The organism is Arthrobacter sp. TJ-58, assembly GCF_058269295.1.
On the sequence record NZ_JBZCNM010000002.1, the window covers coordinates 822,976 to 849,806 of the forward strand.

Below are 26,831 nucleotides of genomic sequence, written 5' to 3' on the forward strand. Positions count from 1 at the left end.
TAAGATGGAAACCATGAGTCTTCCTCCCGATCCTTTCGAAAATGACCCCGCCCGCCGCCTCGACGACGGCGGCGGTTCCACTGCAGTCATCGAGCGCGAAGAGCAGCGCGAGTACACCGAGCCCGGTGACAGCGAGCGGTTTGCCCACTACGTCCGCAAGGAAAAGATCATGGAGTCCGCGCTTTCCGGGGAGCCCGTGATCGCGCTGTGCGGCAAGGTCTGGACCCCGGGCCGGGATCCGAAGAAATTCCCGGTGTGCCCCACCTGCAAGGAAATTTACGAAGGGCTGAGCGCGCCCAAGGACGGCAAGAAGTAATTCCGGTGCACGCATGAGCGGTTCGGCTGCGCAGCCGCGCCCTGCAGGCGCCATGTCCGCCCAATACCGCGCGCTCACCCTGGGGATCCTGGCGATCATCACCTGTTCTGCCTTCGAAGCCATGGCGGTGACGACGGCGATGCCCGTGGTGGCGCAGGAACTTTCCGCGGGCGCCGGGTACGGGCTCGCCTTCTCCATGTTCCTCACGGCATCGTTGCTGGGCACCGTGGTGGCCGGCAGCAGATGCGACCGGGACGGGCCGCTGCCGTCGCTGGGAGCGGGAATGGTCCTGATGACCGCCGGGCTGCTGCTGTCCGCCCTGGCCGGTGAGTTCTGGATTGTCACCGCGGGCAGGGCCGTCTCCGGCCTCGGCGGCGGGGCCATGATCGTGGCGGTATACGTCATCATCGGCGAGATCTACCCGTCGGCGCTGCAGCCCGTGGTGTTCGGCTGGCTCGCGGCCGCCTGGATCCTGCCGTCCATGGTGGGTCCGCTGGCAGCAGGCCTGCTGGCACAGTTCGTGAGCTGGCGCTGGGTCTTTGCTGCAGTCATTCCGATTGTGCTGGCTGCAGGGCTGCTGGTCTGGCCGCGGGTCCGCAGCCTCGGTCCGCCGGAAAACCCGGCCCTGGATGCGGCGGCCGGGCGCCGTCGGGCACTCTGGGGCACCGTGCTGGCGGTTGCCGTGTTCGTTGCCCAGTGGGCGGGCAGCGCCGCTGCCTCCTCGCCGTCGGCCGCCGTGCCGGTCTGGGCCGCTGCCGCACTGGGGACCGGAGCCGCCGTCGTCGCCCTGATCCGCCTGCTGCCTGCCGGCACGCTGCGCCTGACCCGCGGGCTGCCCAGCGTGGTTGCCACGCGCGGACTGCTCAGCGCCGGATTCGTGGCGGCTGAAGCCTTCCTGCCGCTGATGCTGCTGGCCTCCTACGGTGTGGACCCCGCCACTGCCGGACTGGCCCTGACCGCAGGAGCGGTAGGCTGGGCTGTGGGTTCCTTCCTGCAGGCACGTGCCTCCGGTCGCCGCCACCGCCTTCTGGTGATTGGCGCAACCATGCTGGCCGCAGCCGTGGGAGGAATCGGGCTGCTTGCCTCACCGGCCGTCCCCTTCTGGGTGATCGTCCTGGTGTGGTCCTTCGCGGGAGCAGCCATGGGCCTGGCCCTCTCCAGTACCTCCGTGATGGTGCTGGCCCTGTCCACTTCCGCGGACCGGGGACGCAACTCCGCGTCCCTCCAGATTTCGGACCAGCTTGGAGCCGTTGCGGGAACCACAGTGGCGGGAATTCTTTTCGCCCTCCTGCAGGACCCCGCTGCTTCCGGACAAACCGGCGTGTTCCGCGTCATGTGGCTTGTCCTGGCCGTTTTCGCGTGCCTGGGGATTGTCTCCGGTGCCCGCAGTGCAATTGTTACCCCAAACACAGGAAAGGTGCCGTTCACAGCGTGAGCCCAGACACCCTCTTCGGCGGACCGGCCCTGCCGCCCGCCTACCCGGAACGAGCCGCGTGGGGCACAGCCCCGAAGCTTCGCCAGTGGCAGGCCGAAGCCCTCGAAAAGTTCTTTGCCGCCGACGCCGATGATTTCCTCGCCGTCGCCACCCCCGGCGCAGGTAAGACCACCTTCGCCCTGCGCGTTGCCACCGAGCTGGTGGACCGCGGGATCGTCAAGCGGATCACCGTCGTCGCGCCCACCGACCACCTCAAGCGCCAGTGGGCCGACGCCGCCGCCAAGGTGGGACTGGCCCTGGACCCCAACTTCAAGAACGCCGACGGCCGCCACGGCGACGGTTTCATCGGCGTGGCCGTGACCTACGCGCAGGTGGCCTCCAAACCCATGCTGCACCGGGCCAAGACCGAAGCTGCCCGCACCCTCGTGATCCTGGATGAGATCCACCACGGCGGCGACGCCCTGTCCTGGGGTGACGGCATCCGTGAGGCTTTCGAACCGGCCGTCAAGCGGCTGTCCCTGACCGGTACGCCGTTCCGCTCGGACACGGCGGCCATTCCCTTTGTGGAGTATGAGAAGGACCGCGACGGGATCCGCCGCTCCAAGGCGGACTACACCTACGGCTACGGGCAGGCACTGAAGGACCACGTGGTGCGTCCGGTGATGTTCATGGCCTACTCCGGCACCATGCGCTGGCGGACCAGCGCCGGTGATGAAATGGCCGCCTCCCTCGGCGAAGCCGCCGTTACCAAGGACATCACCGCTCAGGCCTGGCGCACGGCGCTGAACCCCACGGGTGAATGGATCCCTGCGGTGCTGGCCGCCGCTGACCGCCGGCTTTCCGAGGTGCGCCGGGCAGTGCCCGACGCCGGCGGGCTGGTGATCGCAACGGACCACGACGACGCGCGCGCCTACGCGGGCCAGCTGAAGAAGATCACGGGGGAGTCTCCCACGGTCATCCTCTCCGATGACGCCAAGGCCTCGGACAAGATCGATGAGTTCTCCGCCGGGGACCGCCGCTGGATGGTGGCTGTGCGCATGGTGTCCGAAGGCGTGGACGTTCCGCGCCTGGCAGTGGGCGTGTACGCCACCTCCACAGCCACGCCGCTGTTCTTTGCGCAGGCTGTGGGCCGGTTTGTCCGTGCCCGGAAGCGGGGAGAGACGGCGTCGGTGTTCCTGCCGTCGGTGCCCAACCTGATGGCCCTGGCCAACCAGCTGGAACTGGAACGCGACCACGCCCTGGACCGGCCGGAGAACCACCTCGAGGAGGAAGGGTTCGCGCTGGAGGACAGCCTCATGGAGGCCGCCAACCGCGAGGAAAAAGCCTCCGATTCCCTCACCAAGCAGAAGTTCGAGGCACTGGAATCGCAGGCATCCTTTGACCGCGTGCTGTTCGACGGCGGCGAGTTCGGGACCGGCGGAGAGCTGGGCAGCGAAGAGGAACAGGACTTCCTGGGCATCCCCGGCCTGCTGGACGCAGACCAGGTGGGCATGCTGCTGCGCCAGCGCCAGCATGAGCAGCAGTCCCGGCGCGGGCGCAAGGCAGCGGCGTCACCCGAGCCCGAACCTGCCCCCACCGTCATGGACCACCGCCAGCTCACCGAACTGCGCGGGCAGCTGGCAAAGAATGTGTCCGCGTGGGCTGCCCGGTCGGGAATGCCGCACGGCATGGTGCACAGCGAACTGCGGCGTATCTGCGGCGGGCCGCCCGTGGCGCAGGCAAACGAGGAACAGCTCAACCAGCGGCTCAAGAAGCTGCAGGACTGGTTCATCGGGCGCAAGTAGGGGCTCGGGCGCAACCTTCGGGCAGGTAGCGGGCTCTGGTGGGCTCGGGGCGAATCCTTCGTGCAGCTGACGGGCTGAAACCGCGAATTCGGGCTAAATAAACCCGGTATCTGTCCGAGGGATTTTTCCAAGCCCCGTTAGCTGCACGAAAGAACCGGGCGGGGCGCCGTATCGGCACACCCAGGAGGGGCAGCCCTGACCGCAGGCTCCCGGAAGACGCAGAAGAGGTGCCGGAGCAATACGCTCCGGCACCTCTTCTGTCTTTGTGATCTGCTCTGTGCAGCCCGCCCGAACCGGTGTTACAGGTCCAGCAGCTCCACGCCGGCGTCTTCGAGCTCGGCCAGGGCAGCCCGGGTGTCCGCGCGGTCGATCCCGGCGCACAGGTCCGGAATGACGTAGGTGTCATAGCCGGCAGCGATGGCGTCCAGCGCGGTGGCCCGGACGCAGTAGTCGGTGGCCAGGCCCACGATGACCACCTCATCGACGTCGTTGTCCCGAAGCCAGTCATCCAGGCTCACCGTTTCGGCGGGGTCCACCGGTGCGGTGGCCGCGTCCAAATCGCCGGTGGGCACCTCATCCTCGGGTGCCAGGACGCCTTCAAAGCCCGAGTAGGCTGCCTCGTACTGTCCCTTGCGGAAGAATGCATCAATGTGTTCGGTGTCCAGGTCCGGATGCGGATTGGCACCGGTCGTGCCGGCGACGCAGTGCACCGGCCAGGACTCCTTGTAATCGGGAGTGTCGGAGAAGTGGGCGCCGGGCTCAATGTGCCAGTCCTGGGTGGCGGCGACGACGGCGTAGCGGCCCAGCGTCGTTTCGATGTAGTCGGTGATTTCGGACGCCGTGTCGGCTCCGCCGGGAACGGCGAGGGAACCCCCTTCACAGAAGTCGTTCTGGACGTCTACAACAATCAGGGCACGCGTCATTCTTACTCCTCGTATTCAGTGGGGATTACCGGTTCGCCGCGCTGCAGGCGGTTCACCGAGCTGGGAAGTTCTGCCAGGGAGGCGGCATGGCGCTTGGCCGCCCGCTCCACGGCCTCGGCTCCGGTCCAGCCGGGAAGGATTTCACCGTCCGCAACAAACTGCTCCAGCAGCGGCCGGTCATTGCCGTCATCCAGCGGACGGTGGCCGATGCCGATGACCTCCGCCGTGGCGGTTCCGCGCTCGTTGAGCCGGCGCAGCGCGTACTTGCGTCCGCCCCGGGACGCTTTGTTCTTGGCGGCCTTGGCCACGGAGACAAACTCGTGGTCGTCCCCTTCCCGGCTGACCAGCTTGTAGACCATGCCGGCGGTGGGTGCGCCGGAACCGGTCACCAGCGACGTCCCCACACCATAGGCGTCCACGGGTGCGGAGGCCAAGGCTGCAATGGCGTACTCGTCCAGATCGGAGGTCACCATGATGCGGGTTTCCGTGTTCCCCAGGTCATCAAGGAGTTCGCGGACCCAGCGGGCCTGCGCCACCAGGTCGCCGGAGTCCAGCCGCACGCCGCCCAGCTTTTGCCCGGCGACGGCGACGGCGTTGCGGACGCCGGCTTCGACGTCGTACGTGTCCACCAGCAGTGAGGTGTTGGAGCCGAGTGAGTCCACCTGTGCCTGGAAGGCGGCCCGTTCCGTGTCATGCAGCAGGGTGAAGGAGTGCGCTGCGGTGCCCACCGTCTTCAATCCGTAGCGCCGGCCGGCCTCCAGGTTGGAGGTGCTGTCAAAGCCGGCAATGATGGCGGCGCGTGCTGCGGCCACGGCTGCTTCCTCATGCGTGCGGCGCGATCCCATCTCGATGCACGGGCGCCCGCCGGCGGCAGAAACCATGCGGGACGCGGCGGAGGCAATGGCGCTGTCATGGTTCAGCACGGACAGGAGCAGGGTCTCCAGGATGCAGGCCTCGGCGAAGCTGGACTCCACGGTGAGAATGGGCGAATTGGGGAAATACGCCTCACCCTCGGCATAGCCGAAAATGTTGCCGGAGAACCGGAAATCAGCCAGCCAGCTGAGCGTGCGTGCGTCCACCACGGAGGTGCGCTCCAGGAACTCCAGCTGTTCATCGTCGAACCTGAACGCGGCGAGGGCCTCGAGGATCCGGCCGGTTCCGGCCACCACGCCGTATCGGCGCCCGTCCGGCAGCCTGCGGCCGAAGACCTCGAAGACTGAGCGGCGGGAGGCGGTGCCCGAGTGCAGGGCAGCCTGCAGCATGGTCAACTCGTAGTGGTCGGTATAGAGGGCGGCATTCGGCTGGCGCCACGCGGAAGGACTGTTCACAGTCAAAACTCTATCCTCCGTTCGCTTATTGAGTAGAAGGCATCCGCTGGCGGTTCGGGAACCTCGTCCAACCTACAATTGGAGTCATGACTTTGAGCACTGCAGCCGGCGCTGTGCTGGGCACGTCGCCCGGCACCGATACCCTCGAGCGGACCGGGACGGAGTCCCTGGTGGACAATGACGTGCCCTGGGTGGTCATTGTGTGGAATGACCCCGTCAACCTGATGAGCTACGTCAGCTACGTGTTCCGCAGCTATTTCGGCTACTCGGAAGCCAAGGCCAACAAGCTCATGATGGAAGTGCACGAACAGGGAAAATCGGTGGTGGCAGCCGGCTCGCGGGAATCTGCGGAGCGCGACACCGTGGCGATGCATTCCTTTGGCCTCTGGGCCACCTTCCAGAAGACGGACGAGCCGTAGGCCGCACCGCCGGCCCGGCTTTCCAGCACCGAGCAGCACCAACGCGCAGCACAGACCGGCCCCCGGCCGGCGGATAGGACAAACGTGGCAACCGGATTCAAGGTCACCCGCAAGGGAATCTCAGCATCGCTGGAGGCGGGGGAGCGGGAGCTGCTGCGCAGCCTTTTCGCCGATGTGCTCGGCATGCTGGAACCGGACACCCCTGCGGATACCGACCCGCTCGCCGCGATGGTGGGTTTGGACACCAGTGCACGTGTCCCGTCCGACTCCGCACTGCGCCGGCTGCTGCCGGACGGCGTGATGGGCGACGACGACGAAGCCCTCGAATTCCGCCGCCTGACCGAGCGCTCGCTGAGGGAGGACAAGACCGGTGCGCTGCGGGCATCTGCTCTGCTCCTGGAGTCCAAGCCGCTGCTGCTGAACCCCGAACAGGCCCAGTATTTTGCCCGGGCTCTCAACGATGTACGGCTGGTCCTCGCGGACCGGCTGGACCTGGAAACGGACGAAGACGCCGAGCGCCTGCACGGCATCACGGACCCGTCGAAGGCACAGGACGTGGACGGTTACCTGGCCCTGGTGTACAACTTTGTCACCTGGCTCCAGGAGACACTCATGCAGGCGATGACACGCTCCCTGCTGTGATCAAGAGCACTCCGGCCTAAGTACGCGGCGGGCCGCCCGGGGGCTATTGTCGTTACATTATGAGCTCTGACCCGGGTAGTTCCATGCTGATGACCGAATCGCCGAATGCACAGCGCCAGGACGCCCCCATTGGTATTTTCGACTCCGGCGTGGGAGGCCTGACGGTTGCCCGCGCGGTGATCGACCAGCTGCCCAATGAGTCGATTCTTTACGTGGGGGACACCGCCAAGGGGCCGTATGGTCCCCTTCCCATCGCCGAAGTCCGGGCCAATGCGCTTGGCGTGATGGATGAACTGGTGGATTCCGGCGTCAAGCTTCTGGTGATCGCCTGCAACACCGCCTCCGCCGCCGTCCTCCGGGACGCCCGTGAGCGTTACACCCGCCGCTACGGCATTCCCGTCATCGAAGTCATCCAGCCCGCGGTGCGGCGGGCCGTCTCCGCCACACGCTCCGGGCGGGTGGGCGTGATCGGCACCGAAGCCACCGTTGGCTCACGGGCCTACAACGACACGTTTGCCGCCGCCCCGCACCTGGAGATCTCCTCCGTCGCCTGCCCGGCCTTCGTGGAATTCGTGGAAGCCGGTGTCACTGCCGGACCCGATCTGCTGGCCACGGCCGAAGAATACCTGGCCCCGCTGAAGGCTCGGGACGTGGACACCCTGGTGCTGGGCTGCACGCACTACCCGCTGCTGACCGGTGTGATCTCCTATGTCATGGGCGACGGTGTCACGCTGGTTTCCAGTGCCGAGGAAACCGCCAAGGACGTTTACCGGGCACTGATCTCCCATAATCTGCAGCGCACGGCTCAAACCGCTCCGGAGCACCATTTCGTGGCCACCGGGGATTCGACGTCGTTTGAACTGCTCGCGCGGCGCTTCCTCGGCCCCGAAGTCCTCAGCGTTGAGCATGTGGACAACGTGGCCGCCCACTACCCCACCGGCAGCATGGCCCGGATCACTCCGGACATGGTCGCCGCAGACCGCTCCACTCACCGCAACCACGGAAGGCCGCCCGGCGCCCTTCGGAACGGCACCTTATGAAACTGACCATTGTGGGTTGCAGCGGGTCCTTTCCGGGCCCGGCCTCACCCGCCAGCTGCTATCTCGTGACCGCCAACGACGGCGAACGCGACTGGCGCATCCTCCTGGACCTGGGCAACGGCTCCCTGGGCGCACTGCAGCGCTACATGGACCTGCGCGACATTGATGCGGTCCTGCTGACTCACCTGCATCCGGACCACTGCATGGACCTGTGCGGCCTGCACGTGGCCGTGCACTGGGACCCCGAAGGATGGAACCGCGACCGCATCACGGTGTGGGGTCCCAAGGACACGGCGGACCGGATGGCCACGGCTTACGGCCTGCCCGCCGATCCGGGCATGCATGAGGACTTCGAGTTCCAGCACTGGACCAGCCGCGAGGCCGTCACCATCGGGCCGTTCACGGTTACGCCCTACCCGGTCCTGCATCCGGCCGAGGAAGCGTACGCCCTGCGCGTGGAGGCACCGGGCTTCGACGCTGAGGGCCTCCCCGTAGTGCACACCCTGGCCTACTCGGGAGACACGGACTCCTGCGACGGCCTGGAAGAGGCCGCCCGTGAGAGCGACGTCTTCCTGTGCGAAGCAGCCTTCCACGAAGGCCGCGACGACGCGATTGAAGGCGTGCACCTGACCGGAAAGCGCGCCGGCGCAGCCGCCTCGGCAGCCAGCGCCCGCCGCCTGCTGCTCACCCACCTGCCGGTGTGGAATGACGCGAACGCCTCAGTGTCCGAGGCGCGGGAAACCTATGCCGGAGACCTCGCGGTGGCCGTTGCGGGCGTCTCCTACGACGTCGGCAGCCCCTTTACCGCGGGATTGGCAGTCAACCGCGGAGTCCTGCCCGCGGGCTGACCGCCCCCGCTGCGGCCGGCCAGTTGGATCGCGGGGCTGCAGAGAGGGCATGTCCAGTACGTGGCGGCGCTCACCCGTAGCTGGCAGGACAGCAGCTAGGCTGGCCCGCAATGGATGAGGAACAGCTTGAAGAGATCGCCCGTCAGGCGGCGGAACTAGCCCGTGCCGATCCGGCGTGGTGGGAAATCGCCGCTGCCCTGAGCCCGTTGGCCGTCCTCATTGGTGCTGGGGTTACGTTGTGGATCGGGCTGGCTTCCGTCCGTAGGCAGAGAATCAATGCGGAAAAGCAGTCTGAGGATAACCGGAACGCCATGGCTGAACGCCGCCGCGCCGATGACCGGGCTGAGTGGTGGAAGAGGGTCCAATGGGCCCTGGACGCTTCCCTGTCCGATCAGGTCAAGCGGCAGGACCTTGGATTCAAGATGCTGGATCGACTCACTGCGGCCGGCAAGGTCGATGATGAGGATCTGACACTGCTGGACCCGGCATGGCGTCCGACGGCAGCATCAAGCGCTGCCCAGGCAGAGGAGACCATGGATACAGCGTCAAGTACGCTTCAGGCCATGGCCGCCCAGGGCATCATCGGCGATGACTACTTAGCCGCGTACCAGCGGGTCATGGACGAGGCAGGCAAGGAAGAGCACAATGGGAACGACACGGGCGACCGAGAGGACGGCAATGAGCGAAACGCACAAGCTGAGCCGTAACGAGGCAGCTGAATTCCTGGCCGAACTGGGGCGGGATATTTCGGCTGCGCGGCTGCGTGTCTCTCTCGACGGAAAATTGGGCCGTGAAACACCGGCTCCGGTGAAGAAGCTTGCCAGCCTGCCTGACCCGCCCTCCATCGACGTGTCGGGAGCAGAGGCTTCACCCGACAGGCAGGCGGCGGCCTTCCGCCTGGCTACCGGGGCGGTACTGGAGAAACTGATGGGCGATGTCGCAGCTCGGCCGGCAGGCGCCGTGTTGGTTCTCCCCATGGATGATGACGATGAGTCAGTGGTCGCATCCGGTGAAGCCGCGGCGGCCCACAGCCAGCTCAAACAGTAGTCGGCTCCGTCGCGCAGCCTAGAACGTGTACGTCCGGCAATATGACGCATTTTGGCGGGCGCCTTGCTGTGACCATGTCGTTCCCATTCCCCGTTCCCAAGTCCGGACGCATCGCAGCGGTCATGGAGAAAATCGGCCGGGCTGTATCTGACGTGGTCTTCCTGTTGGGTGGTCCTGAACAGGCGGTCGCGGATCCGTGTGATGGCACAACCTCAGGCAGGTATCAGCCACGAGGGAAAGCCGGGGGGACCAGGGCCCCCGCTGCGGCCTGCCCCGCGGAGCCGGCCGATAGACTGGGCGCATGACTACAGCCGCAAACAGTTCTTCCTCCACGCCCTCCGCAGGCACCGCCGTCGTCCGTTCCGACGGCCGCACCCCCGACCAGCTGCGCGACATCACCATCACCCGCGGCTGGTCCAAGCAGGCCGAAGGATCCGCGCTGATCGAATTCGGCAACACCAAGGTGCTGTGCACCGCGTCCCTGACGGCCGGCGTTCCCCGCTGGCTCAAGGGCGAAGGCAAGGGCTGGGTCACCGCTGAATACGCCATGCTGCCCCGCGCCACCAACACCCGCAACGCCCGTGAATCCGTGAAGGGCAAGCTGGGCGGGCGCACGCACGAGATTTCCCGGCTGATCGGCCGCTCGCTGCGCTCCATCATCGACACCAAGGCGCTGGGCGAAAACACCATTGTCCTGGACTGCGACGTACTGCAGGCCGACGGCGGCACCCGCACCGCCGCGATCACCGGCGCCTACGTGGCCCTCGCCGACGCCCTGGCCTGGGCCAAGGAGAACAAGCTCATTGCCAAGAACGCCAACCCGCTGCTGGACACGGTAGCGGCCATCAGCGTGGGCATCATCGACGGGGTGCCCATGCTGGACCTGCCGTATGTGGAAGACGTCCGCGCCGAAACCGACATGAACGTGGTGGTGACCGGATCCGGAAAGTTCGTGGAGGTCCAGGGCACTGCCGAAGGTGCACCGTTTGACCGCGACGAGCTGAACGCCCTCCTTGACCTGGCCCTGCTGGGCACTTCGGAACTGGCCGAAATCCAGCGCCGGACCCTCGGTGAGGCCCTTAAGGAAACGGTATGACCGCCGTCGTTCCCGCTCAGGCCCGCCTGGTCCTGGCTACGCGCAACGCCGGTAAGCTGCGGGAGCTGCGCGAACTGCTGCGCGGGCGGATCGAGGGGCTCGACGTCGACACGCAGGTGATTGATGCGGCCGCCGCGGGCGTTCCGGATGTCCCCGAAACCGGCGTCACTTTCGAGGCCAACTCGCTGTTGAAGGCGCGTGCGGTCGCTGAGGCGACCGGGCTGGCCGCCATCGCGGATGATTCCGGGCTGGCCGTGGATGTCCTGGGCGGGGCTCCGGGCATCTTCTCCGCCCGCTGGTCCGGCCGGCACGGCGACGACGCCGCCAACCTGGACCTCCTGCTCGCCCAGCTGTCGGATATCGGCGAGGAGCACAGAGGCGCAGCCTTCGTCTGCGCCGCCGCACTGGCGCTGCCCGATGGAGCCACCACGGTGGAGCGTGCCGAGCTGCGCGGGACGCTTCTGGCCGCACCGCGCGGAAACGGGGGATTCGGCTATGACCCCATCCTGCAGCCCGAGGGACTGGACCGCAGCTGCGCCGAGCTGAGCCCGGAGGAGAAAAACGCCATCAGCCACCGCGGGCAGGCCTTCAGGGCGCTGCTGCCGGCCATCATCGAGGCCCTGGCCTGAGTGTCTTTGCGGGAGCCTGCGCGGACCGATCACCGCGTGCCCGCAGGCTTCCGCACCGCCTTCGCGCAGCAGGGAAGAAGGGCCAATCCGCGGGGCCGGCGGTGTCGGGTTTCCGCCCCGGCCGCTCCTAAGGCAGAATTGAGGGCAATATGACTACACAGATTCTTGCCTCAGTTGCCACCGCCAATTCCGACGGATCGGCGCTGGGAGGGGTCGCCGACTGGGCCGTCAGCGTCATGGAGACCATCGGTGCTCCGGGCGCAGGTTTGGCCATCGCCCTGGAAAACCTCTTTCCGCCGCTGCCCAGCGAGGTCATCCTGCCGCTGGCAGGATTCACCGCCAGCCAGGGCAACTTCTCCCTCGTCGCGGCCCTGATCTGGACAACGCTGGGCTCCGTTATCGGCGCCTGGGCGCTGTACGGACTCGGTGCCTGGCTTGGCCGGCGCCGGATGCGGGCACTGGTGTCCAAGGTTCCCCTGGTGGACCTGGAGGACGTGGACAAGGTGGAAGCCTGGTTCAACCGCCACGGATCCAAGGCCGTGTTCTTCGGGCGCATGATCCCCATCTTCCGGAGCCTGATCTCCATTCCCGCCGGCATCGAACGGATGCCCATCTGGAAGTTCCTGGGCCTGACAACTGCAGGCAGCCTCATCTGGAACGCCATCTTCGTCTTTTCCGGCTACTACCTGGGCGAGAGCTGGCACGTGGTTGAGGAATACGCCGGCGTCTTCCAGAAGATCGTCATTGTTGTGTGTGTTCTGGTGGCAGTGTGGTTTGTGATCAGTAAGGTCCGCTCGCACCGCCGCAAGAAGTCGGCTTCGGCGCAGCAGCCGGTCGGTCCGGTCCAGCCGGCCGAGCCGGTCGACGGCGAATAGTCCGGACCGGCCTTTACTCTCCGTTTCACCAGCACCCCGGCACGTACGAAAAACCGCATCACCGCAGCAGTGTCTGCAGGCAGAAATCTAAGGAACCGAACACCGCGTGGGAATTGAATTCACGGCCATTGACTTCGAAACGGCCAACGGATTCCGGGGTTCTCCCTGTTCGGTGGGGCTGGTCAAGGTGCGGGACGGCGTCGTCGTCGACGAGACGTCCTGGCTGATGCGCCCGCCCGCCGGCCACGACTTCTTTGACCGCCGCAACATCCGCATCCACGGCATCGAAGCGGAGATGGTGGCCGGAGCCCCGCGCTTCGGCGAACTGTTTCCGGAAATCGGTGCATTCATCGGCGAGGACCTTTTGGTGGCCCACAACGCCGCCTTTGACATGGGCGTGATCCGCTCCGCGCTGGAGGTCTCCGATCTGCCCGGCCCGGCCTATGACTACACCTGTTCAGTGGTCCACTCCCGCCGGACCTATTCCCTGGCATCGCACTCGCTGCCGTTCGCGGCCGAGGCCGCCGGGGTGCCGCTGCAGAACCACCACGACGCCGTCGAGGACGCGCGTGCGTGCGCCGGAATCATGCTGGACATTGTGCGCCGCAGCGGTGCGGCGGACATGCCGGAGTTCTTCACGGGACAGGGCATGGTTCCGTCCCGGCTGCCCGCCTATATCCCCGGCGTGGATGTCCTGTCCAAGGCCACCCGGGCAGCGCTGGAACGCGGAACCGGAACCGAAGCCAAGGCAGCGGCCACCGGCTGGGCAGGGTGGCCGTCCGAGGGGGAGAACCCGGCCCCCAACCCGGCGGCCGACCCGGACCACCCCCTCTACGGGCAGACCGTGGTGTTCAGCGGCAACCTCGGCATGTCACGCCAGTCCGCCAAGAACCGGGCAGCCGATCTCGGTGCCAGGCCTGCTTCCAACGTCACCCGGGCCACCACCGTGCTGGTGATGGGGGACGGTTTTGAGGCCGGGGACCTGCGCAACGGCGTCCTGACGGGCAAGGCCCGCCGGGTCCTGGACCTGCATGGCAAGGGGCAGCGCATTGAGGTGCTTTCCGAGCCGGAATTCCTGCGGCTGCTGGGCGGCGCTTAGCCCGCGGTGGCGGCGGTGAACTGCCGCGCCAGCTCCTCGATGACGTCCCGGCCCTCCAGGGCTGCCAGCCAGGCGGCCGGCAGCGCGGCGGCGCCGTAGAGAGTGCCCAGGATGTTGCCGGTGATGGAGCCGGTGGAGTCGCTGTCGCCGTCGTGGTTGACGGCCAGCGCCAGCGCTGCCCGGAAGTGCTCCTGCGGCGAGCCGGCCGAGGCAGCGGCCAGGGCCGCGTAGAGCCCGATGGCCAGTGCTTCTTCGGCCACCCACCCCTCGCCCAGGGCAGCGGTGAGCGCCTCGGGGGAGACCGGTCCGGAGCGGGCCAGCTCCACCGCCGCGGTGAGCCGGGCGGCCAGTTCCGGCACCCCGCTGTCCGCGGCCCGGCGCACAGCCTCATCCGCGGCCTGCTGCAGGGAGGCGTCCGGCGCAAGCAGATCGTGGATGAGGGTGGAGAACACCGCAGCGGAGTGCAGGGCGGACGGATGTCCGTGCGTCAGCGCCGCAGCATCTTCGCTGAGCCGGTACACCATTTCGGACTCGACGTAGGGGAGCAGCCCAAAGGGAGCGGAGCGCATCACCGTTCCGCATCCCTTGGAGTCCGGGTTGACCGGGCGGAACTTGGTGCCCATGTCCGGTCCCGAAAGGCCGGAAATGCAGGCGTTACCGGGTGCGCGGCGCTGGTGCAGGACGGTCTGCGAATCAATCCAGCGCAGCGGCGGGCTGGGAGCACCGGGATCCAGGGGGACCCCCTGTGTCTTCAGCCAGCGCAGGTAGGCCAGCCAGATACAGGCTGTCTCATCCGCGCCCAGGCCCTGGTTGGCCCATTCCAGCGCCTCCAGCAGTCCGTCCAGGGTGTAGAGGGTCATCTGTGTGTCATCGGAAAACGGGACGGGCGACGGCAGCGCCGCAAAGTCCCGGAGCCCGTCAGGGCCAAAGGCTGACCGGATCTCGGACAGTTTGGAAAACTCCACGGCATAGCCCAGGGCATCGCCCAACGCGCCGCCCAGCAGACAGCCAACTACTTTGCCTGACTGCCCGTTCGACGGAAGATGGAAGGAAGCTGCATCGGGCTCCGCAGGCGAGGACTCGGCGGCAGGGACATTTTCAGGGTTAGGACTCACCGTTCCAGCATATCGAGGGTCCCCCAGTGAGCGCGCCCACAGGAACTTCACAGCGCGGGATGGGAGGCTGGTGGAGTTTGCCCCGGCGCCGAAGATACGGCTCGGGGCGGCGGCGGCTCCACGGAGAGCCGACCGCCATGCCGCAATAACTAGGAAGAGGAAACTTTTGCCAATGAATGCTGATCCCATCTCTGCAGGCGGCGCACGCGCTGTGCGCCCTGCCGTCGGACCCGGACGCCGCAAGCCGCTGCACAGCTACGGGCTGTTGGGGCGCAGCGCCGCGGAATTCATCGGTTCCTTCCTGCTGGTCTTCGCCACGGCCGCCGCCATCTTCAGCTCCACCGGCGGCGTCTCGGCGCCCCTGGCCGTCGGACTGGCCGCCGCAGCCGGCATGGTGGCCTTCGGCTATGTCTCCGGGGGCCACTTCAACCCCGCCATCAGCCTGGGCAGCGCCGCAGCCGGCCGCACGTCCTGGAAGGCCCTTCCCGTCTACGTGGTGGCACAGCTTATCGGTGCGCTCCTGGCGTTCCTGATCCTGTGGGTAGTGTTCCAGGGCGTCCCGGCCGAGATTGCACAGCGCTCGGACATCTTCACCGCGCTCGCCAACGGCTACGGCCCCGATTACCAGCTTGGTCTTCCGCTGGCCAGCGCCCTGCTCGCAGAGGTAGTGGGCACCGCACTGCTGGTGGCCGTGTTCCTCGGCGCCTCCAAGGGCCGGATCCCCGCCATCTCGGCCGCCTTTGCCGTGGGCGTGACCTACGCCGTCCTGCTGACCTTCCTGGCCCCGATCACCGGCGGTTCCCTCAACCCGGCACGGTCAACGGCGGCGGCAATCTTCGCCGGCACCGACGCCCTGGAACAGCTGTGGCTCTTCTGGGTAGCACCGATCCTGGGTGCGCTGATCACCGGACTGATCTACCGCAGCGTCGACCTGACGGTTTCCGCCCGTGAGCGCATGGCAGAAGATACCGAAACCGAAACCGACGTTGATGACGTAGATCATGCAGTAGCTGCCGCTCCCGCAGCGCCTGCCGGCACCTCCGCTCCCGCTGCGCCGCATGCGGTGTCACTGGAGAAGAAGGACGACGCCCGCGGGTTCTTCGACGACGGCGACGACGACGGCGACCGTCCGGGCAGCGCCAAGGCCTAGCCCGGGCAGCCGGCGCCGCTGGCAGCCCGCGCCGCCAGCCAGGCGCCGGCGTCGAGCATTACCCCGCCCGCCCCCTTCCGCAGCAGGACCCGCGGAAGGGGGTGGGCGTTCTTATGTTCCCGGTGGCCGGGGAGTGTCGGTGCCTCGGGGTAGTTTTGTTGGTATGCGATTACTGCACACTTCCGACTGGCATTTGGGCCGTTCCTTCCACGGCGTGGGGATGCTCGGCGCCCAGCAGCAGTTCATCGACCGCCTGGTCGAGACGGTCCGCGAGAAGGACGTGGATGCCGTCCTGATCGCCGGTGACGTGTACGACCGCGCGCTGCCCGGAGTCGACGTCGTGCGCCTGCTCGACTCGGCCCTGGAACGCATCACCGCCGCGGGAGCCAAGGTCATCCTCTCCAGCGGCAACCACGACTCCGCGGCCCGGCTGGGCTTCGGCAGCAAAATCTTCGAGCGCGGAGGCGTCTACCTGCGGACCCGGATCAGCGAGATCGCGGAACCGGTGCTGCTTTCGCAGGACGGCGGCGCTCCCGTCGCCGTCTACGGCATTGCCTATCTTGAGCCGCGGCTGGCCGCCCCGGAGCTCGGCGTTGACGTTCCGCACCATGCCAGTGTCGTGGGCGAGGCCGTACGCCGGATCCGGACGGACGTTGAGCGACGCGCCGCGGAGGGGCAGCCGGTCATCCCCGTGGCGATGGCCCATGTTTTTGCCAGCGGCGGCATCACCTCGGACAGTGAACGTGACCTGACCGTGGGCGGCGTCGGTGCTGTTCCCCTGGACCTCTTTGACGACTTTGCCTACACCGCGCTGGGACATCTGCACGGGCGGCAGGAACTGAGCTCCTCAGTCCGGTACAGCGGTTCTCCGCTGCCGTACTCCTTCTCCGAAGCGCGGCAGCAAAAGGGCGGGCTGCTGGTGGAATTCGACGGCGGCGGGCCGGCATCGGTGGAACCGGTCCTCTGGCCGGCGCCGCGCCGGCTCGCCGTGCTCAAGGGGACGCTGGAGCACCTGCTCGCCGATCCGGGGCTCACCGACGCTGAAGACGCTTACTGCCAGGTCACGCTCACCGACGACGAGCGTCCGGCGAAAGCCATGGAACGGCTGCGCACCCGTTTCCCGGATACCCTCGTGCTCACGTTTGAGCCGGCGTCGGGCCCGCGGACCGCCACCCAGACCTACAGCCAGCGGCTGGCGCGGGCCACTGATGATCTGGACATCTGCTGCGGCTTCCTGGACCACGTGCGGTCCCGCCGTGCCGATGAACAGGAGAAACAGCTCTTCGCCGAGGTCCTGTCGAAAGTCCAGTCAGCGGAGGCGGCACAGTGAGGATCCACCGGCTTGAAATCCAGGCGTTCGGTCCGTTTGCCGAACGTCAGGTCATCGATTTCGATGAACTGGGAGCACACGGGCTGTTCCTTCTCAACGGCCCCACCGGAGCAGGGAAAACCAGCATCCTCGATGCCATCTGCTATGCCCTGTACGGATCCGTTCCCGGCGCCCGGCAGACCTCCAAGCGGCTGCGCAGTGATCATGCCGCCCCGGACACCGCGCCGGAAGTCCTGTGTGAATTCAGTTCAGGCGACCGCCGCTTTGAAGTGGTGCGCAATCCCGCGTGGAACCGTCCGGCCAAGCGCGGCACCGGAAAAACGGTGGTCGAGCAGGCCAAAACCACGCTCCGCGAGTTTGCTAACGGGGAATGGATCCAGAAAACCGCCCGCAACGATGAGGCAGGTGCGGAGATCCAGGCCCTCATGGGCATGGACAAGGAACAGTTCACCCGCGTGGTGATGCTGCCGCAGGGCGACTTTGCCGCCTTCCTGCGAGCTGACGCGCTCACCCGGGCCGCCCTGCTGCAGAAACTGTTTGGAACCACCCGGTTCGAGAACATTGAAGCGCAGCTGAGGGATGATCTCGCCGTCGCCGCCGGGGAGCTGGTCGCCGCCCGGGCGGAGAGTGAGCACGTCCTGCGCAGGGCACGCGATGAAATGGACAGGTGGGCGGACAGCGGCGACGACGGCGAATCCGCCGCCGATGCTGTTGACGGAGCCGGCCTGCTGCCCGACCCGGCAGGGGAGGACGCCGCAGGCGAAATCGAATCCGTCGAAGAATTCCGCCGCCGGCTGGCAGAACGCACCGCGCAGGAAAGGGAAAAACACGCCGCCCTGGAGACGGCGCTTCGCGAAGCCGAGGACCTTCGTCAGGACGTGGAGCACCGCCGTGCCCGCGGCATCGCACGTGAGCAGCTCGAACGCGATGAACAGGACCACCTCCGGCACCGCGAGGAAGTGGAACCGGTGCGCCAGAGCCTGGCCCGCCACCTGCAGGCAGAGGTGCTCAGCGGCTATGTCCGGGCCGTCGATACGGCGCAGGAACGGCTGGAAAGCCGAGAAAGCGCTGCGGACCAGGCCCGTCAGGCCCTGGTCGAGCATCCGTTGGCGGCCGGTTTTGGCATCAGGCAGGAAACGGCTGCAGACAACGGCCGGGCACGGGAAGCCGTGCTGCCGGTGCTGTCGGCCGCGGATGCCCGTCTGACCAGCGAACGCGGATCAGCGGAAGCCGCCCTGGCCGAGGAACAGCGCATAGGCGAGCTCGAAGCGGACTGTGCGGATGCCGCCACACGGGCCGCAGCAAGCCGTGCTGCTGCGGCGGCTGCGGAAGCTGCCGCCGGGGAACTCCGCACCGAAGAAGACGGCCTTGCCCGGGAACTGGACACCCTGCGCGAACAGGCATCCAAGCAGGAATCAGCACGCAGCGAGCTGGAACAGGCCCGCTCCCTAACCCGCGCCATCGAAGACTTCACCGAAGCGTCCCGGACGGCAGCGGCATCCGAAGCCGAGGCAGCACGGCTGCGCGGCGTCTACCAGGACCGGCGCCAGGAATGGCAGGACAAGCTCCAGCGCCGGCTGGAGCAGGCAGCAGCTGAACTGGCCGGACGGCTTGTTGACGGACAGGGATGCCCGGTCTGCGGAAGCGCCGAACACCCCGCACCTGCGGCCCTGCCCGACGGCGAGAGCGCCGTCACCAAAGAGGACGAGGACAAGGCCCGCCAGAGCACCGAAACCGCAGAGAAAGAGTTCGAGGCTGCGCGGCTGCAGGCAGACAGGGACAGTCGCCGGGTCGCCGAGCTCAAGGTCCAGGGCGGCGACGGCGATGCCGGTGCTGCCAGGGCCCGCGAAGAAGCAGCCGGCGCCGAACTCGCCGCGGCTGCAGCGGCCGCCGGCAAGCTGGCCGAGGCAACAGCCCGGCGCACCGAGCTGTCCCGGCAGCTCGAGCAGCTCGCCGACGATGAATCCTCCGCGCTGCTCGCTGCAGCGCAGGCCGATGAGCAGCGGTTGTCAGGCGAACGGCAGATCGAACAGCTCAGCGGCCGGGTGGAAGCAGCCCGGGACGGCTTCGCGTCCCTCGGCGAGCGGGTTGACTGCCTGTCTGAACTTCACCTCCTGCTGACGGCCGCGCGCAGCAGCCTGGCGGAGCTGCAGACGGCACGGGAAAACGAGGCTGAAGCCCGCGAAGATCTCGCGGCCAGGCTGCTCGGATCGGACTTCGCCACGGTGCAGGATGTGCGCGATGCCCTGCTGGATTCCGCAGCTGCCGCTGATTTTCAGCTCACAGTGGCCCGATACGACGAGGAAGGGCAGCGGCTTGCCCTTCGCCGGGAGGGCGAGGACTCGTCCGCGGCACTGGACGGACACGGGGAACCCCTCCCGGTTCCCGAGGAGGAGGATGTGGTCCTGGCGTCCGAGGCAGCTGCGGCGGCACGGGCGCAGCTGACCCGGTGCTCGGTGCGGCTGGGTCTCCTCGAAGCCTCCACACATGCGCTGGAGTCTTACAGCCGCGAGCTGGCCGGCGCCGCGGAACGCATCCAGCCCTTGGAGCAGCGGCATGAGCTTCTCCGCTCGGTGACTGACACCGCGCGCGGTCTCGGGGAGAACGGCTACAAGATGACGCTGAGCACCTACGTGCTCGCCGCCCGACTGGAACAGGTTGCGGCGGCAGCCACTGAACGGCTCTCCGCCATGACCGGCGGACGTTACGCCCTGGTGCACAGTGACTCCACGTCGGGCAATAAGAAGGCCGGCCTGGGGCTGCACGTCACGGATGCCTGGACCGGCCAGCACCGGGACACGTCAACCCTGTCCGGCGGAGAGAGCTTCATGGCCTCCCTGGCACTGGCCCTCGGCCTGGCTGACGTGGTTCAGCAGGAAGCCGGCGGGGTGAGCATTGAAACGCTGTTTGTGGACGAGGGCTTCGGGAGCTTGGACGACACCTCCCTGGAACAGGTCATGGACGCGCTGGAAGGACTGCGCGACGGCGGCCGCGTGGTGGGGCTGGTGAGCCACGTGGCGGAAATGAAGCAGCGGATCGGTGCGCAGCTGCAGATCACCAAGGGCCGCAACGGATCCACCGTGCGGTTCACCGCCGGAGACCCGGTGGGGGTGTAACCACGCAGCGGCGGGCGGGCCCCGGAACTCGATCGGCACCGCGGATAAAGGGTAAGGTTGCTGGGTAGCCGGGTTGGGCGCATCGGGAGGGGGGACGATGCGCGATGCAACGTATCTGGATATCGCATGAGCAATCAACAAACCCCAATTTCAGCCTCTTCCCACCCCCTGCAGCCGCAGGATCCCCGGCAGCAGCAGGCGCATCCGCAGGAGCCGGACCAGGCTGCCGCAGGCACCGCCGGCCGTTACGCACGGATCTTTGCGCTCGCCGGCCGCGGTTTCGTTCCGGTCGCCTTCCTCGCCCGGCTTCCCCTGGCCATGCTGACGGTGGGCGCCCTGACCCTGGTCACCAGCGTCACCGGCTCCTACGCCACCGGCGGACTGGCAGCCGGCGCCGTCGGCATCGGTTCGGCCATCGGCGCTCCGATCCTCGGCTTCGCGGCAGACCGCGTGGGACAGCGTCCGATTCTGCTGGCCGCTGCCATCGTCAACCCGCTGGCCACGGCACTGGTGCTCTACATGGCCCACCTTCTATCCGCCGCCTCCGACGGTTCCAGCGCGGCCGGAATCCTGGCTGCAGCGTTCCTCATGGGGGCCACCTGCCCGCAGGTCGGTCCGCTGGCCCGCGTGCGCTGGATGTCCATGACGTCGCGGCGTCCGGCCGGCACCTCCACCGGTACCGCCGGCACCGAAGGTGCCCGGGATCTGGATACCGCCATGTCCTACGAAGGAACGGCTGACGAACTGAGCTTCGTTCTCGGCCCGGCCCTCGTCGGCCTGCTGGCTGCCGCCGTCGCACCCTGGCTGCCCCTGACGCTCGCCGCCGTCCTGACTCTGACCATGGTCGCCGCCTTTGCCGTGCACCCCACGGTGCGAACGGTCATCCCGGCCCGCGCTGCCAAGGCCGCCCGGAGCGCTGCAGCGGCCTCCGGCCAGCCGGAACCGGCCGCAACCGCAGAGCCGCGCGCCGACTGGCTGCTGATCGCCCTTCCCGTGCTGGGCATGGTGGCCATGGGAACGTTCTTCGGGGGAACCCAGACCAGCCTCACTGCCTTCGGCGGTGTCTTTGGCATTTCCTCTGCCGCCGGTCTGCTGTACGCGGTCATGGGCATCAGCTCCGCGGCCGCTGCACTGTCCGTGGCTTTCTGGCCGGAGCGGTTCGGTCCGGCGGCACGGTGGATGGCCGCCGCGGCTGCCATGACGGCCTTCTCGGTGCTCCTGCTGCTGCCCACAAACATTCCCACCATGCTGGTGGCACTCTTTATCCTGGGCATTCCGGTGGGTCCCACCATGGTGAGCATCTTCGGCATCGGTGCCGTGGTTGCCCCCGGACACCTGATGGGAACCGTCATGACCATGCTCGCCAGCGGCGTCGTCACCGGAACCGCCCTCGGTGCGGCCCTGGCCGGGCGGCTGGCGGACAGTCACGGGCATCAGGCAGCGTTCCTGGTCACCGTGGGAGCGGCTGCTGCGCTGCTGATCCTGAGCCTGTGCACCAGGTGGGCCGTTGCTGCCCGCCGGCGGCGTGCCTGAGCTCTCGGGGGCGTCCGGGGCTGTCCGGGGCACGGAACAAGCCCCCGGCAGCGGCGGCAAATCCGCTTCAGCTGTCGGTGCGGTCAACAGGTGGCTTAGTATCGAAGGTAAGCGCCGGAACAATCGGCGAGAGCCGCAGCGGATGAGGAGACCCACCATGGGCAGCGAAAAGAACGCCAACGAGAGTTCCTCGAAAGACGGCGAGAAGACCACCGGACCCGAAGGGACCATCCCCGACACTGAAGACGGCGTGGCCGCCGCGTCCACCGGTGAAGCGTCGAACTTTGAACCCGAGGAAGACCAGGAGTCTGCCGAGGGCGGATCCAAGTAACGCTTTGTAACCAATAGAAGCGGAACCGGCAGCAAATCAGCCGGTGCACAAAAGCCCGGACCGGAGAGTTTCTTCCGGCCCGGGCTTTTGTTTGCGCTGGTTCAGCCGAGGCTGGGGGCGTGCGCCGGAGGCAGCGGAATGTAGATGTTGCCGGTGGTGATTCCGCCGGTAACGGCGTCATCGGAACCGGAATCCGTCGGGAACCCCAGATGCTGCAGAACCTCCGGCTCCACGGCAAGGGCACGAAGGGCTTCGGCAGCCTCATGTGCGTCCGGCCGGGCGTCAACGGTCCGGGCGGTCATGGAGCGCAGCAGCTCCACCCAGTCCGACCCCAGCTCGGCGGGGACCTCGGGATCCCGGAGCAGGCGGGCCACGGCGGACTCAACAATGGGTCCCGGAAAAGCCTTCACGCCCGTGAGGCATTCGAGCAGCACCAGGCCCAGGGAGTAAATGTCCGTGCGCCGATCAACGGTGCCGCCCTGTACCTGCTCGGGACTGAGGTAATTCGCGGTTCCGATGGTGGCGCCGTGGGCGGTGGCCAGGGTTGCGTCGGTCATCCGGGCGATGCCGAAGTCAGTCAGCTTGGGGTAGAGCCGCGTGTCATTTTCCGCCTGTGGATAGAGCAGGATATTTGCCGGTTTTACATCGCGGTGGATCACGCCGTTGGAATGCACGTAATTCAGGGCGTCGGCCAGATCGGCCCCCAGCGAGCCGGTGCCCGCCGGTGTCAGCGGCCCGGACTTCAGGGTTCCCCGCAGGTCCGGCCCGTCCACGAGCTCCATGACCAGATAGGTGGAGGTGCGGCCGTCTTCCTCCTCGAAGGTTCCGGCATCCAGCAGCGTCACCAGTCCGGGATGGTTCAGCGTGGCGAGCAGAAGGGTTTCCTGCTGCTGCCGGCGGTTTGCGTCTGTGTCGCTGCTTTCGGGACGGAAGCGCTTGACTGCGACCTCCCGGCCGAGGTTTTGGTCCACCGCGCGGTAGACCGACGCAGCGCCGCCGGAACCGATGAGTTCAGTGGTGCGGTAGCGCTGCCCAAGGAGTACATCCACGGGTGTCCTCCCTGAGGGTCTGTCGAAAAAATGAAGAAGCGGCAGTGATTTCCCAGGGTTCTTGTGTGGCACCGGAAATACATTTAATCAGCAGCCTGACTAAAGGAATCGTACTCTGCTATCGGTTTAACCCTATCGCGGCGGGTCCCCGGCGATTCGCGCCTCAAGGCCGGGGAACCAACTATTAATATGCCGCTTCTCACCCGTGGGTGACCGGGGCCGCATCCGGTGAGGCCAGGAATTCCAGTGCGGCCTGCTTGAAGGACCGCGAGGTTACCGCATTGGCGTGGGTCCGGGCCGGCAGCAGGAGCACTTCCGCTTTCCCGGACAAATCGGCCAGCTCAGCTGTGCCCTCGGCAAAGGAATCACGGTCTCCGGCCACCAGCAGCGCAGGCATGCCGGGAACAGCTTCATCCGGAATGAACGGCTCCTCCTTCACTGCTTCCACCATGGTCAGCAGCGCAGCCAGATCATTGTCCGGAACCAGCTGGGCCATCCGTACCATCTCGGCGGTGGTTTCATCGTGAATCTCTCCGTTGCCGGCCAGAGCTGCCCGTGCCGCGGACAGGTTAAAGCCCGTCAGGGGATCGGTGATGCCCGGACCGCCGCCGAGCACCAGGCGGTGCACCATCTCCGGCTGGGTGGCTCCGAATTCCCACGCCAGGCGCGAGCCCAGCGAATAACCGATGATGTCCACGCCCGACGCCGGATTGTCATCCGCGAGGGGGAGCACCCCGGCATCCATCAGCAGCTGCAGCAGGTCTGCGCGGATGCGGCTGGGGCGATATGCCTGCGGATCTGCAGGGGCTGCGCTGCGCCCGTGGCCGGGCAGATCCACGGTAATCACGGTTTTGCCGGCGGACGTCAGGGCGCTTACCCAGCCGGTGTCATGCCAGTTCAGCTGCGAGGAGGAGGCAAAGCCGTGCAGCAGCAGCACCGGCCGCGAGGCGGGGGCACCGCCGTCGGGCGCGATGACCTCGGCAAACAGGCCCGGATCGGAGCCTTCCACGGCATGGGTATTCAGCTGCATGGCTTAGTCCTCGTCCAGGGCTGCGGTGAGGCGGACCCGCCGGCGGGCGGGCGCTTCGGCCGGCACGGTTCCAACAATGCCTGCGGTGTTGTCCGGTACTTCAAAGACGATGAGCGGCTCGCCCACGTTGATTTTCTCGCCGGGCCGGCCGTAGGTGCGTGCCACGCGGCCGGCCTGCGGGGAGGGAAGCTCCACGGCGGACTTGGAGGTCTCCACTTCCACCAGCGGCTGGTTGCGTTCCACCTGCTCGCCCTCGGCCACCAGCCATTCCAGCACGGTGGCTTCAATCAGGCCTTCGCCCAGGTCGGGAAGGGGAAAGGGGATTTCAGCCACGCCGGTACTCCAATACTCGCTGGATTCCGAACAGGATGCGGTCAATGTTCGGAATGTATTCATCTTCAAGATCGCCTGAGGGATACGGTACGTCGAAACCGGTGACCCGCTCAACGGGGGCGCGCAGGGTGTCAAAGCAGCGCTCGGTCACCAGGGCGGCCACTTCCGCTCCCAGTCCGGAGGTCAGCGGAGCTTCATGCACGACGACGGCGCGCCGGGTCCGGCTGACGGATGCGGCCAGGCCCTCGGCGTCGATCGGCTTGAGCCAGCGCAGGTCCAGGACCTCCACCTCGATGCCGTCCTCGGCGGCAAGTTCGGCAACCTGCAGGCAGCGCGCCACCATGGCGCCCCAGGCGATCAGGGTGACGTGCTTGCCGCTGCGCACCACCTTGGAGCCCAGGGGACTGCCGCCGTCGGCCGTGTCCACCTCGCCCTTTTGCCAGTAGCGGGACTTCGGTTCCATGAAGATCACGGGATCCGGGCGCGTGGCGGCATATTTGAGCAGGTGGTACGCCTCGTGCGGCGACGAGGGGGAGACTACCTTCAGGCCCGGGACGTGGGCAAACAGTGCTTCAAGGGATTCGCCGTGGTGTTCGGGAGCGCGGATGCCGCCGAAGCTGGGCACCCGCAGGGTCACCGGCATGGGCATGGTGCCGCGGCTGCGGTAGTTCATCCGGGCCAGCTGGGTGACAATCTGGTTCACGGCCGGGTAGGCAAAGCCGTCAAACTGGACTTCCGGAATCGGATGGAAGCCGGCCATCGCCAGGCCCACGGACATGCCGAGGATTCCGGACTCGGCCAGCGGAGTGTCAAAGACCCGGTCCGCGCCGAAACGCTGCTGCAGGCCGTCCGTAATGCGGAAGACCCCGCCCAGGCGGCCGACGTCCTCGCCCAGCATCACTGCCTTCGGATTGTCCGCGAGGGTCTCCGCCAGGGCACGGTTCAGCGCCGCCTGCATGGACAGCGTCTCGGTGGTTCCGGAAACAGCAGGAACGGACGGGGTGGCGGACTGCTGCTGGGCTGCAGTGTCTTCGGTGTTGGCCTGCGCCGCGGCGAGGTCCGAGCTGCCGGTCATCTGGTCAGTCATGTTCGGATTCCTTCCGCCAGGTGAGTGCCTGGTCATTCAACTGCTCAGTGGATTCGGCGAACACAAACTTGAACATTTCCGCGCCGGGGCGCGGTGCCAGGGCCTGCACTCCATCGCGGATTTTGTCTGCGCCGGCTATGGCATCGGTCTTGGCGGCGGCCAGGAATTCCTGGTCGGCGTGGCCATCGGCGAGCAGCCGGCCGGCCAGCAGCTCCACCGGGTCGGTGCCGGCGTCGCGCCGTTCTTCCTCCAGGGTGCGGTAGCGCCCGGGATCATCACTGGTCGAGTGCGGGCCGCGCCGGTACGTCATGGCTTCGATCAGCACCGGACCGTTCCCGGCACGGGCGTGGGCCAGCGCTTCGCGGGTGGCCATAACGACGGCGGGGGCATCATTGCCGTCCACCGTCAGGGACTTCATGCCGTACCCGGCGGCGCGTGCGGCGACGGTGCCGCCGGCCACCTGGGCCTCGGTGGGCAGCGAGATGGCCCAGCCGTTGTTCTGGACAAAGAAGATCACCGGCGCCTTGAGCACCGCTGCAAAGTTCATCGCTTCGTGGATGTCACCCTGGGAACTGGCGCCGTCACCGAAGTAGGTGAGTGCCGCGGGCAAACCTTCGGCGGGAATGCCGCCGCCTGCCTGGGCATCCAGCCGCTGCCCGTGGGCCCAGCCCACCGCGTGGAGCACCGAACCGCCCACTACCGCCTGAATGGGAGCAAGGCGGGTGGCCACCGGATCGTACAGACCGCCGTGCCAGGAGGCCTTGTGTGTGGCCATGTACTGGACCATGTCTACGCCGAGGGTCAGGGCCGTGCCCATTTCGCGGTAGGTGGGGAAGATGAAATCCCGGCTCCGGTCCATGGCGAAGGCGCTGCCCACCTGGGCGGCCTCCTGCCCGAGTTCGGGCGCATAGCCGGGAATGATGCCCTGGCGCTGCCAGGCGACCGCCGCGAGATCGAGCTGCCGCACTGCTGTGATCAACCGATACAGCCGGCGCAGTTCGTCTCCGGAAAGCTCCGGGACCTGTGTTGTGACTGAGACCATAGTGGCAACCTAGTCCGGCAGTGCCGAAGCATGCAATTCGCGCGGGGATATCTGTACACAGTGTGCGTTTTCGAGTTGGTACCGAGTGGGCGCCTGTACAAGTTGTGCAGTGTCTGCGTGGTGTGTCTTTCGGCCCTCCGGTTGTTTGCCTCGTCAAGTGTCGCGTACGTGACCTTTTCAGCGTCGCGAAGGGTCATCTTTTCTACTCTCGACGGAAAAGAGCGGCGTCCTCTC

Annotated in this window: 26 protein-coding genes; 18 read left to right on the top strand and 8 right to left on the bottom strand. The window is 67.1% G+C overall.

Annotated features, from left to right (window positions below; genetic code table 11):
* The first annotated feature begins 4 nt into the window (after positions 1–4).
* The 3 genes from AC4D2W_RS10045 to AC4D2W_RS10055 are packed head-to-tail and all read left to right on the top strand — an operon-like array spanning position 5 to position 3,535.
* Positions 5–316: a DUF3039 domain-containing protein gene (locus AC4D2W_RS10045; RefSeq protein WP_400931744.1), complete on the top strand. Its 312-nt coding sequence runs from the start codon at positions 5–7 to the stop codon at positions 314–316.
* 13 nt (positions 317–329) lie between these two features.
* Positions 330–1,751 (top strand): MFS transporter, encoded by a 1,422-nt coding sequence (locus AC4D2W_RS10050; protein WP_490926734.1) that lies wholly within the window; start codon positions 330–332, stop codon positions 1,749–1,751.
* Entirely contained in the window at positions 1,748–3,535 is a 1,788-nt protein-coding gene (locus AC4D2W_RS10055; RefSeq protein WP_490926735.1) for a DEAD/DEAH box helicase, read from the top strand. Before AC4D2W_RS10050 ends, AC4D2W_RS10055 begins: the two co-directional genes overlap by 4 nt.
* A 299-nt stretch (positions 3,536–3,834) precedes the next feature.
* Here AC4D2W_RS10055 and AC4D2W_RS10060 read toward each other — a convergent pair whose 3' ends face one another.
* Together AC4D2W_RS10060 and AC4D2W_RS10065 are read right to left on the bottom strand one after the other, a co-directional pair.
* Entirely contained in the window at positions 3,835–4,458 is a 624-nt protein-coding gene (locus AC4D2W_RS10060) for a nicotinamidase (protein WP_490926736.1), read from the bottom strand.
* Between the two features lie 2 nt (positions 4,459–4,460).
* Entirely contained in the window at positions 4,461–5,786 is a 1,326-nt protein-coding gene (locus tag AC4D2W_RS10065; RefSeq protein WP_490926829.1) for a nicotinate phosphoribosyltransferase, read from the bottom strand.
* A gap of 86 nt (positions 5,787–5,872) precedes the next feature.
* On the opposite strand from AC4D2W_RS10065, the gene clpS reads away from it, so the two are divergent.
* From clpS to AC4D2W_RS10115, 10 genes are all read left to right on the top strand, one after another.
* Positions 5,873–6,205 (top strand): ATP-dependent Clp protease adapter ClpS, encoded by a 333-nt coding sequence (gene clpS, locus AC4D2W_RS10070; RefSeq protein ID WP_490926737.1) that lies wholly within the window; start codon positions 5,873–5,875, stop codon positions 6,203–6,205.
* 84 nt (positions 6,206–6,289) lie between these two features.
* Complete coding sequence (locus AC4D2W_RS10075; protein WP_490926738.1) at positions 6,290–6,847, top strand: DUF2017 domain-containing protein; 558 nt, start codon at positions 6,290–6,292, stop codon at positions 6,845–6,847.
* Between the two features lie 83 nt (positions 6,848–6,930).
* Positions 6,931–7,887: a glutamate racemase gene (murI, locus tag AC4D2W_RS10080; RefSeq protein ID WP_490926830.1), complete on the top strand. Its 957-nt coding sequence runs from the start codon at positions 6,931–6,933 to the stop codon at positions 7,885–7,887.
* Entirely contained in the window at positions 7,884–8,735 is an 852-nt protein-coding gene (locus tag AC4D2W_RS10085) for an MBL fold metallo-hydrolase (RefSeq protein ID WP_490926739.1), read from the top strand. Before murI ends, AC4D2W_RS10085 begins: the two co-directional genes overlap by 4 nt.
* Positions 8,736–8,845: 110 nt before the next feature.
* The gene (locus AC4D2W_RS10090) at positions 8,846–9,442 is read left to right on the top strand and encodes a hypothetical protein (RefSeq protein WP_490926740.1); all 597 of its coding nucleotides are present in this window, start codon (positions 8,846–8,848) and stop codon (positions 9,440–9,442) included.
* A complete protein-coding gene (locus tag AC4D2W_RS10095; protein WP_490926741.1) occupies positions 9,414–9,782 on the top strand; it encodes a hypothetical protein in 369 nt (122 codons plus the stop codon). Before AC4D2W_RS10090 ends, AC4D2W_RS10095 begins: the two co-directional genes overlap by 29 nt.
* A 301-nt stretch (positions 9,783–10,083) precedes the next feature.
* Complete coding sequence (rph, locus tag AC4D2W_RS10100; RefSeq protein WP_490926742.1) at positions 10,084–10,878, top strand: ribonuclease PH; 795 nt, start codon at positions 10,084–10,086, stop codon at positions 10,876–10,878.
* On the top strand, positions 10,875–11,507 hold the full coding sequence (gene rdgB, locus AC4D2W_RS10105; RefSeq protein ID WP_490926743.1) for an RdgB/HAM1 family non-canonical purine NTP pyrophosphatase: 633 nt from the start codon (positions 10,875–10,877) through the stop codon (positions 11,505–11,507). Before rph ends, rdgB begins: the two co-directional genes overlap by 4 nt.
* A 149-nt stretch (positions 11,508–11,656) precedes the next feature.
* The gene (locus AC4D2W_RS10110; RefSeq protein ID WP_490926744.1) at positions 11,657–12,382 is read left to right on the top strand and encodes a DedA family protein; all 726 of its coding nucleotides are present in this window, start codon (positions 11,657–11,659) and stop codon (positions 12,380–12,382) included.
* A gap of 106 nt (positions 12,383–12,488) precedes the next feature.
* Complete coding sequence (locus AC4D2W_RS10115) at positions 12,489–13,481, top strand: 3'-5' exonuclease (protein WP_490926745.1); 993 nt, start codon at positions 12,489–12,491, stop codon at positions 13,479–13,481.
* Here AC4D2W_RS10115 and AC4D2W_RS10120 read toward each other — a convergent pair.
* Positions 13,478–14,596, bottom strand: coding sequence for an ADP-ribosylglycohydrolase family protein (locus AC4D2W_RS10120; protein WP_490926746.1), 1,119 nt, complete (start codon positions 14,594–14,596; stop codon positions 13,478–13,480). The two genes, AC4D2W_RS10115 and AC4D2W_RS10120, sit on opposite strands and share 4 nt — an antisense overlap.
* 172 nt (positions 14,597–14,768) lie before the next feature.
* Here AC4D2W_RS10120 and AC4D2W_RS10125 point away from each other — a divergent pair, with 172 nt between their 5' ends.
* The 5 genes from AC4D2W_RS10125 (at position 14,769) to AC4D2W_RS10145 (ending at position 22,056) form a co-directional block, all read left to right on the top strand.
* Positions 14,769–15,746, top strand: coding sequence for an MIP/aquaporin family protein (locus AC4D2W_RS10125; RefSeq protein WP_490926747.1), 978 nt, complete (start codon positions 14,769–14,771; stop codon positions 15,744–15,746).
* Positions 15,747–15,909: 163 nt separating this feature from the next.
* Positions 15,910–17,076 (top strand): exonuclease SbcCD subunit D, encoded by a 1,167-nt coding sequence (locus tag AC4D2W_RS10130; RefSeq protein ID WP_490926748.1) that lies wholly within the window; start codon positions 15,910–15,912, stop codon positions 17,074–17,076.
* Positions 17,073–20,192 carry an AAA family ATPase gene (locus AC4D2W_RS10135; RefSeq protein ID WP_490926749.1) on the top strand — a complete coding sequence of 1,040 codons (3,120 nt, stop codon included), beginning with the start codon at positions 17,073–17,075 and terminating at the stop codon, positions 20,190–20,192. The genes AC4D2W_RS10130 and AC4D2W_RS10135 overlap by 4 nt, the downstream gene beginning before the upstream one ends.
* A gap of 126 nt (positions 20,193–20,318) precedes the next feature.
* A complete protein-coding gene (locus AC4D2W_RS10140) occupies positions 20,319–21,725 on the top strand; it encodes an MFS transporter (protein WP_490926750.1) in 1,407 nt (468 codons plus the stop codon).
* A 157-nt stretch (positions 21,726–21,882) separates the two neighbouring features.
* On the top strand, positions 21,883–22,056 hold the full coding sequence (locus tag AC4D2W_RS10145; protein ID WP_490926751.1) for a hypothetical protein: 174 nt from the start codon (positions 21,883–21,885) through the stop codon (positions 22,054–22,056).
* A gap of 101 nt (positions 22,057–22,157) precedes the next feature.
* On the opposite strand, the gene AC4D2W_RS10150 is transcribed toward AC4D2W_RS10145, so the two are convergent.
* The 5 genes from AC4D2W_RS10150 to AC4D2W_RS10170 all read right to left on the bottom strand — a co-directional run bounded on the left by AC4D2W_RS10150 (position 22,158) and on the right by AC4D2W_RS10170 (position 26,597).
* Complete coding sequence (locus AC4D2W_RS10150; protein WP_490926752.1) at positions 22,158–23,105, bottom strand: serine/threonine-protein kinase; 948 nt, start codon at positions 23,103–23,105, stop codon at positions 22,158–22,160.
* A gap of 199 nt (positions 23,106–23,304) precedes the next feature.
* Positions 23,305–24,135 carry an alpha/beta fold hydrolase gene (locus AC4D2W_RS10155; RefSeq protein WP_490926753.1) on the bottom strand — a complete coding sequence of 277 codons (831 nt, stop codon included), beginning with the start codon at positions 24,133–24,135 and terminating at the stop codon, positions 23,305–23,307.
* 3 nt (positions 24,136–24,138) lie between these two features.
* A complete protein-coding gene (locus tag AC4D2W_RS10160; RefSeq protein WP_490926754.1) occupies positions 24,139–24,468 on the bottom strand; it encodes a biotin/lipoyl-containing protein in 330 nt (109 codons plus the stop codon).
* Positions 24,461–25,426 (bottom strand): alpha-ketoacid dehydrogenase subunit beta, encoded by a 966-nt coding sequence (locus AC4D2W_RS10165; RefSeq protein WP_490926831.1) that lies wholly within the window; start codon positions 25,424–25,426, stop codon positions 24,461–24,463. The genes AC4D2W_RS10160 and AC4D2W_RS10165 overlap by 8 nt, the downstream gene beginning before the upstream one ends.
* A gap of 121 nt (positions 25,427–25,547) precedes the next feature.
* Positions 25,548–26,597: a thiamine pyrophosphate-dependent enzyme gene (locus AC4D2W_RS10170; protein WP_490926755.1), complete on the bottom strand. Its 1,050-nt coding sequence runs from the start codon at positions 26,595–26,597 to the stop codon at positions 25,548–25,550.
* Between the last annotated feature and the right edge of the window lie 234 nt (positions 26,598–26,831).

Bases quoted from the DNA above. Each gene is read 5' to 3' on its own strand.
- murI (WP_490926830.1), top strand. From the start codon at position 6,931: ATGCTGATGACCGAATCGCCGAATGCACAGCGCCAGGACGCCCCCATT.
- AC4D2W_RS10140 (WP_490926750.1), top strand. From the start codon at position 20,319: ATGAGCAATCAACAAACCCCAATTTCAGCCTCTTCCCACCCCCTGCAG.
- rph (WP_490926742.1), top strand. From the start codon at position 10,084: ATGACTACAGCCGCAAACAGTTCTTCCTCCACGCCCTCCGCAGGCACC.
- AC4D2W_RS10145 (WP_490926751.1), top strand. From the start codon at position 21,883: ATGGGCAGCGAAAAGAACGCCAACGAGAGTTCCTCGAAAGACGGCGAG.
- AC4D2W_RS10125 (WP_490926747.1), top strand. From the start codon at position 14,769: ATGAATGCTGATCCCATCTCTGCAGGCGGCGCACGCGCTGTGCGCCCT.
- rdgB (WP_490926743.1), top strand. From the start codon at position 10,875: ATGACCGCCGTCGTTCCCGCTCAGGCCCGCCTGGTCCTGGCTACGCGC.
- AC4D2W_RS10130 (WP_490926748.1), top strand. From the start codon at position 15,910: ATGCGATTACTGCACACTTCCGACTGGCATTTGGGCCGTTCCTTCCAC.
- AC4D2W_RS10165 (WP_490926831.1), bottom strand. From the start codon at position 25,426: ATGCAGGCGGCGCTGAACCGTGCCCTGGCGGAGACCCTCGCGGACAAT.
- AC4D2W_RS10045 (WP_400931744.1), top strand. From the start codon at position 5: ATGGAAACCATGAGTCTTCCTCCCGATCCTTTCGAAAATGACCCCGCC.
- AC4D2W_RS10050 (WP_490926734.1), top strand. From the start codon at position 330: ATGAGCGGTTCGGCTGCGCAGCCGCGCCCTGCAGGCGCCATGTCCGCC.
- AC4D2W_RS10085 (WP_490926739.1), top strand. From the start codon at position 7,884: ATGAAACTGACCATTGTGGGTTGCAGCGGGTCCTTTCCGGGCCCGGCC.
- AC4D2W_RS10060 (WP_490926736.1), bottom strand. From the start codon at position 4,458: ATGACGCGTGCCCTGATTGTTGTAGACGTCCAGAACGACTTCTGTGAA.
- AC4D2W_RS10110 (WP_490926744.1), top strand. From the start codon at position 11,657: ATGACTACACAGATTCTTGCCTCAGTTGCCACCGCCAATTCCGACGGA.
- AC4D2W_RS10170 (WP_490926755.1), bottom strand. From the start codon at position 26,597: ATGGTCTCAGTCACAACACAGGTCCCGGAGCTTTCCGGAGACGAACTG.
- AC4D2W_RS10155 (WP_490926753.1), bottom strand. From the start codon at position 24,135: ATGCAGCTGAATACCCATGCCGTGGAAGGCTCCGATCCGGGCCTGTTT.
- AC4D2W_RS10090 (WP_490926740.1), top strand. From the start codon at position 8,846: ATGGATGAGGAACAGCTTGAAGAGATCGCCCGTCAGGCGGCGGAACTA.
- AC4D2W_RS10095 (WP_490926741.1), top strand. From the start codon at position 9,414: ATGAGCGAAACGCACAAGCTGAGCCGTAACGAGGCAGCTGAATTCCTG.
- clpS (WP_490926737.1), top strand. From the start codon at position 5,873: ATGACTTTGAGCACTGCAGCCGGCGCTGTGCTGGGCACGTCGCCCGGC.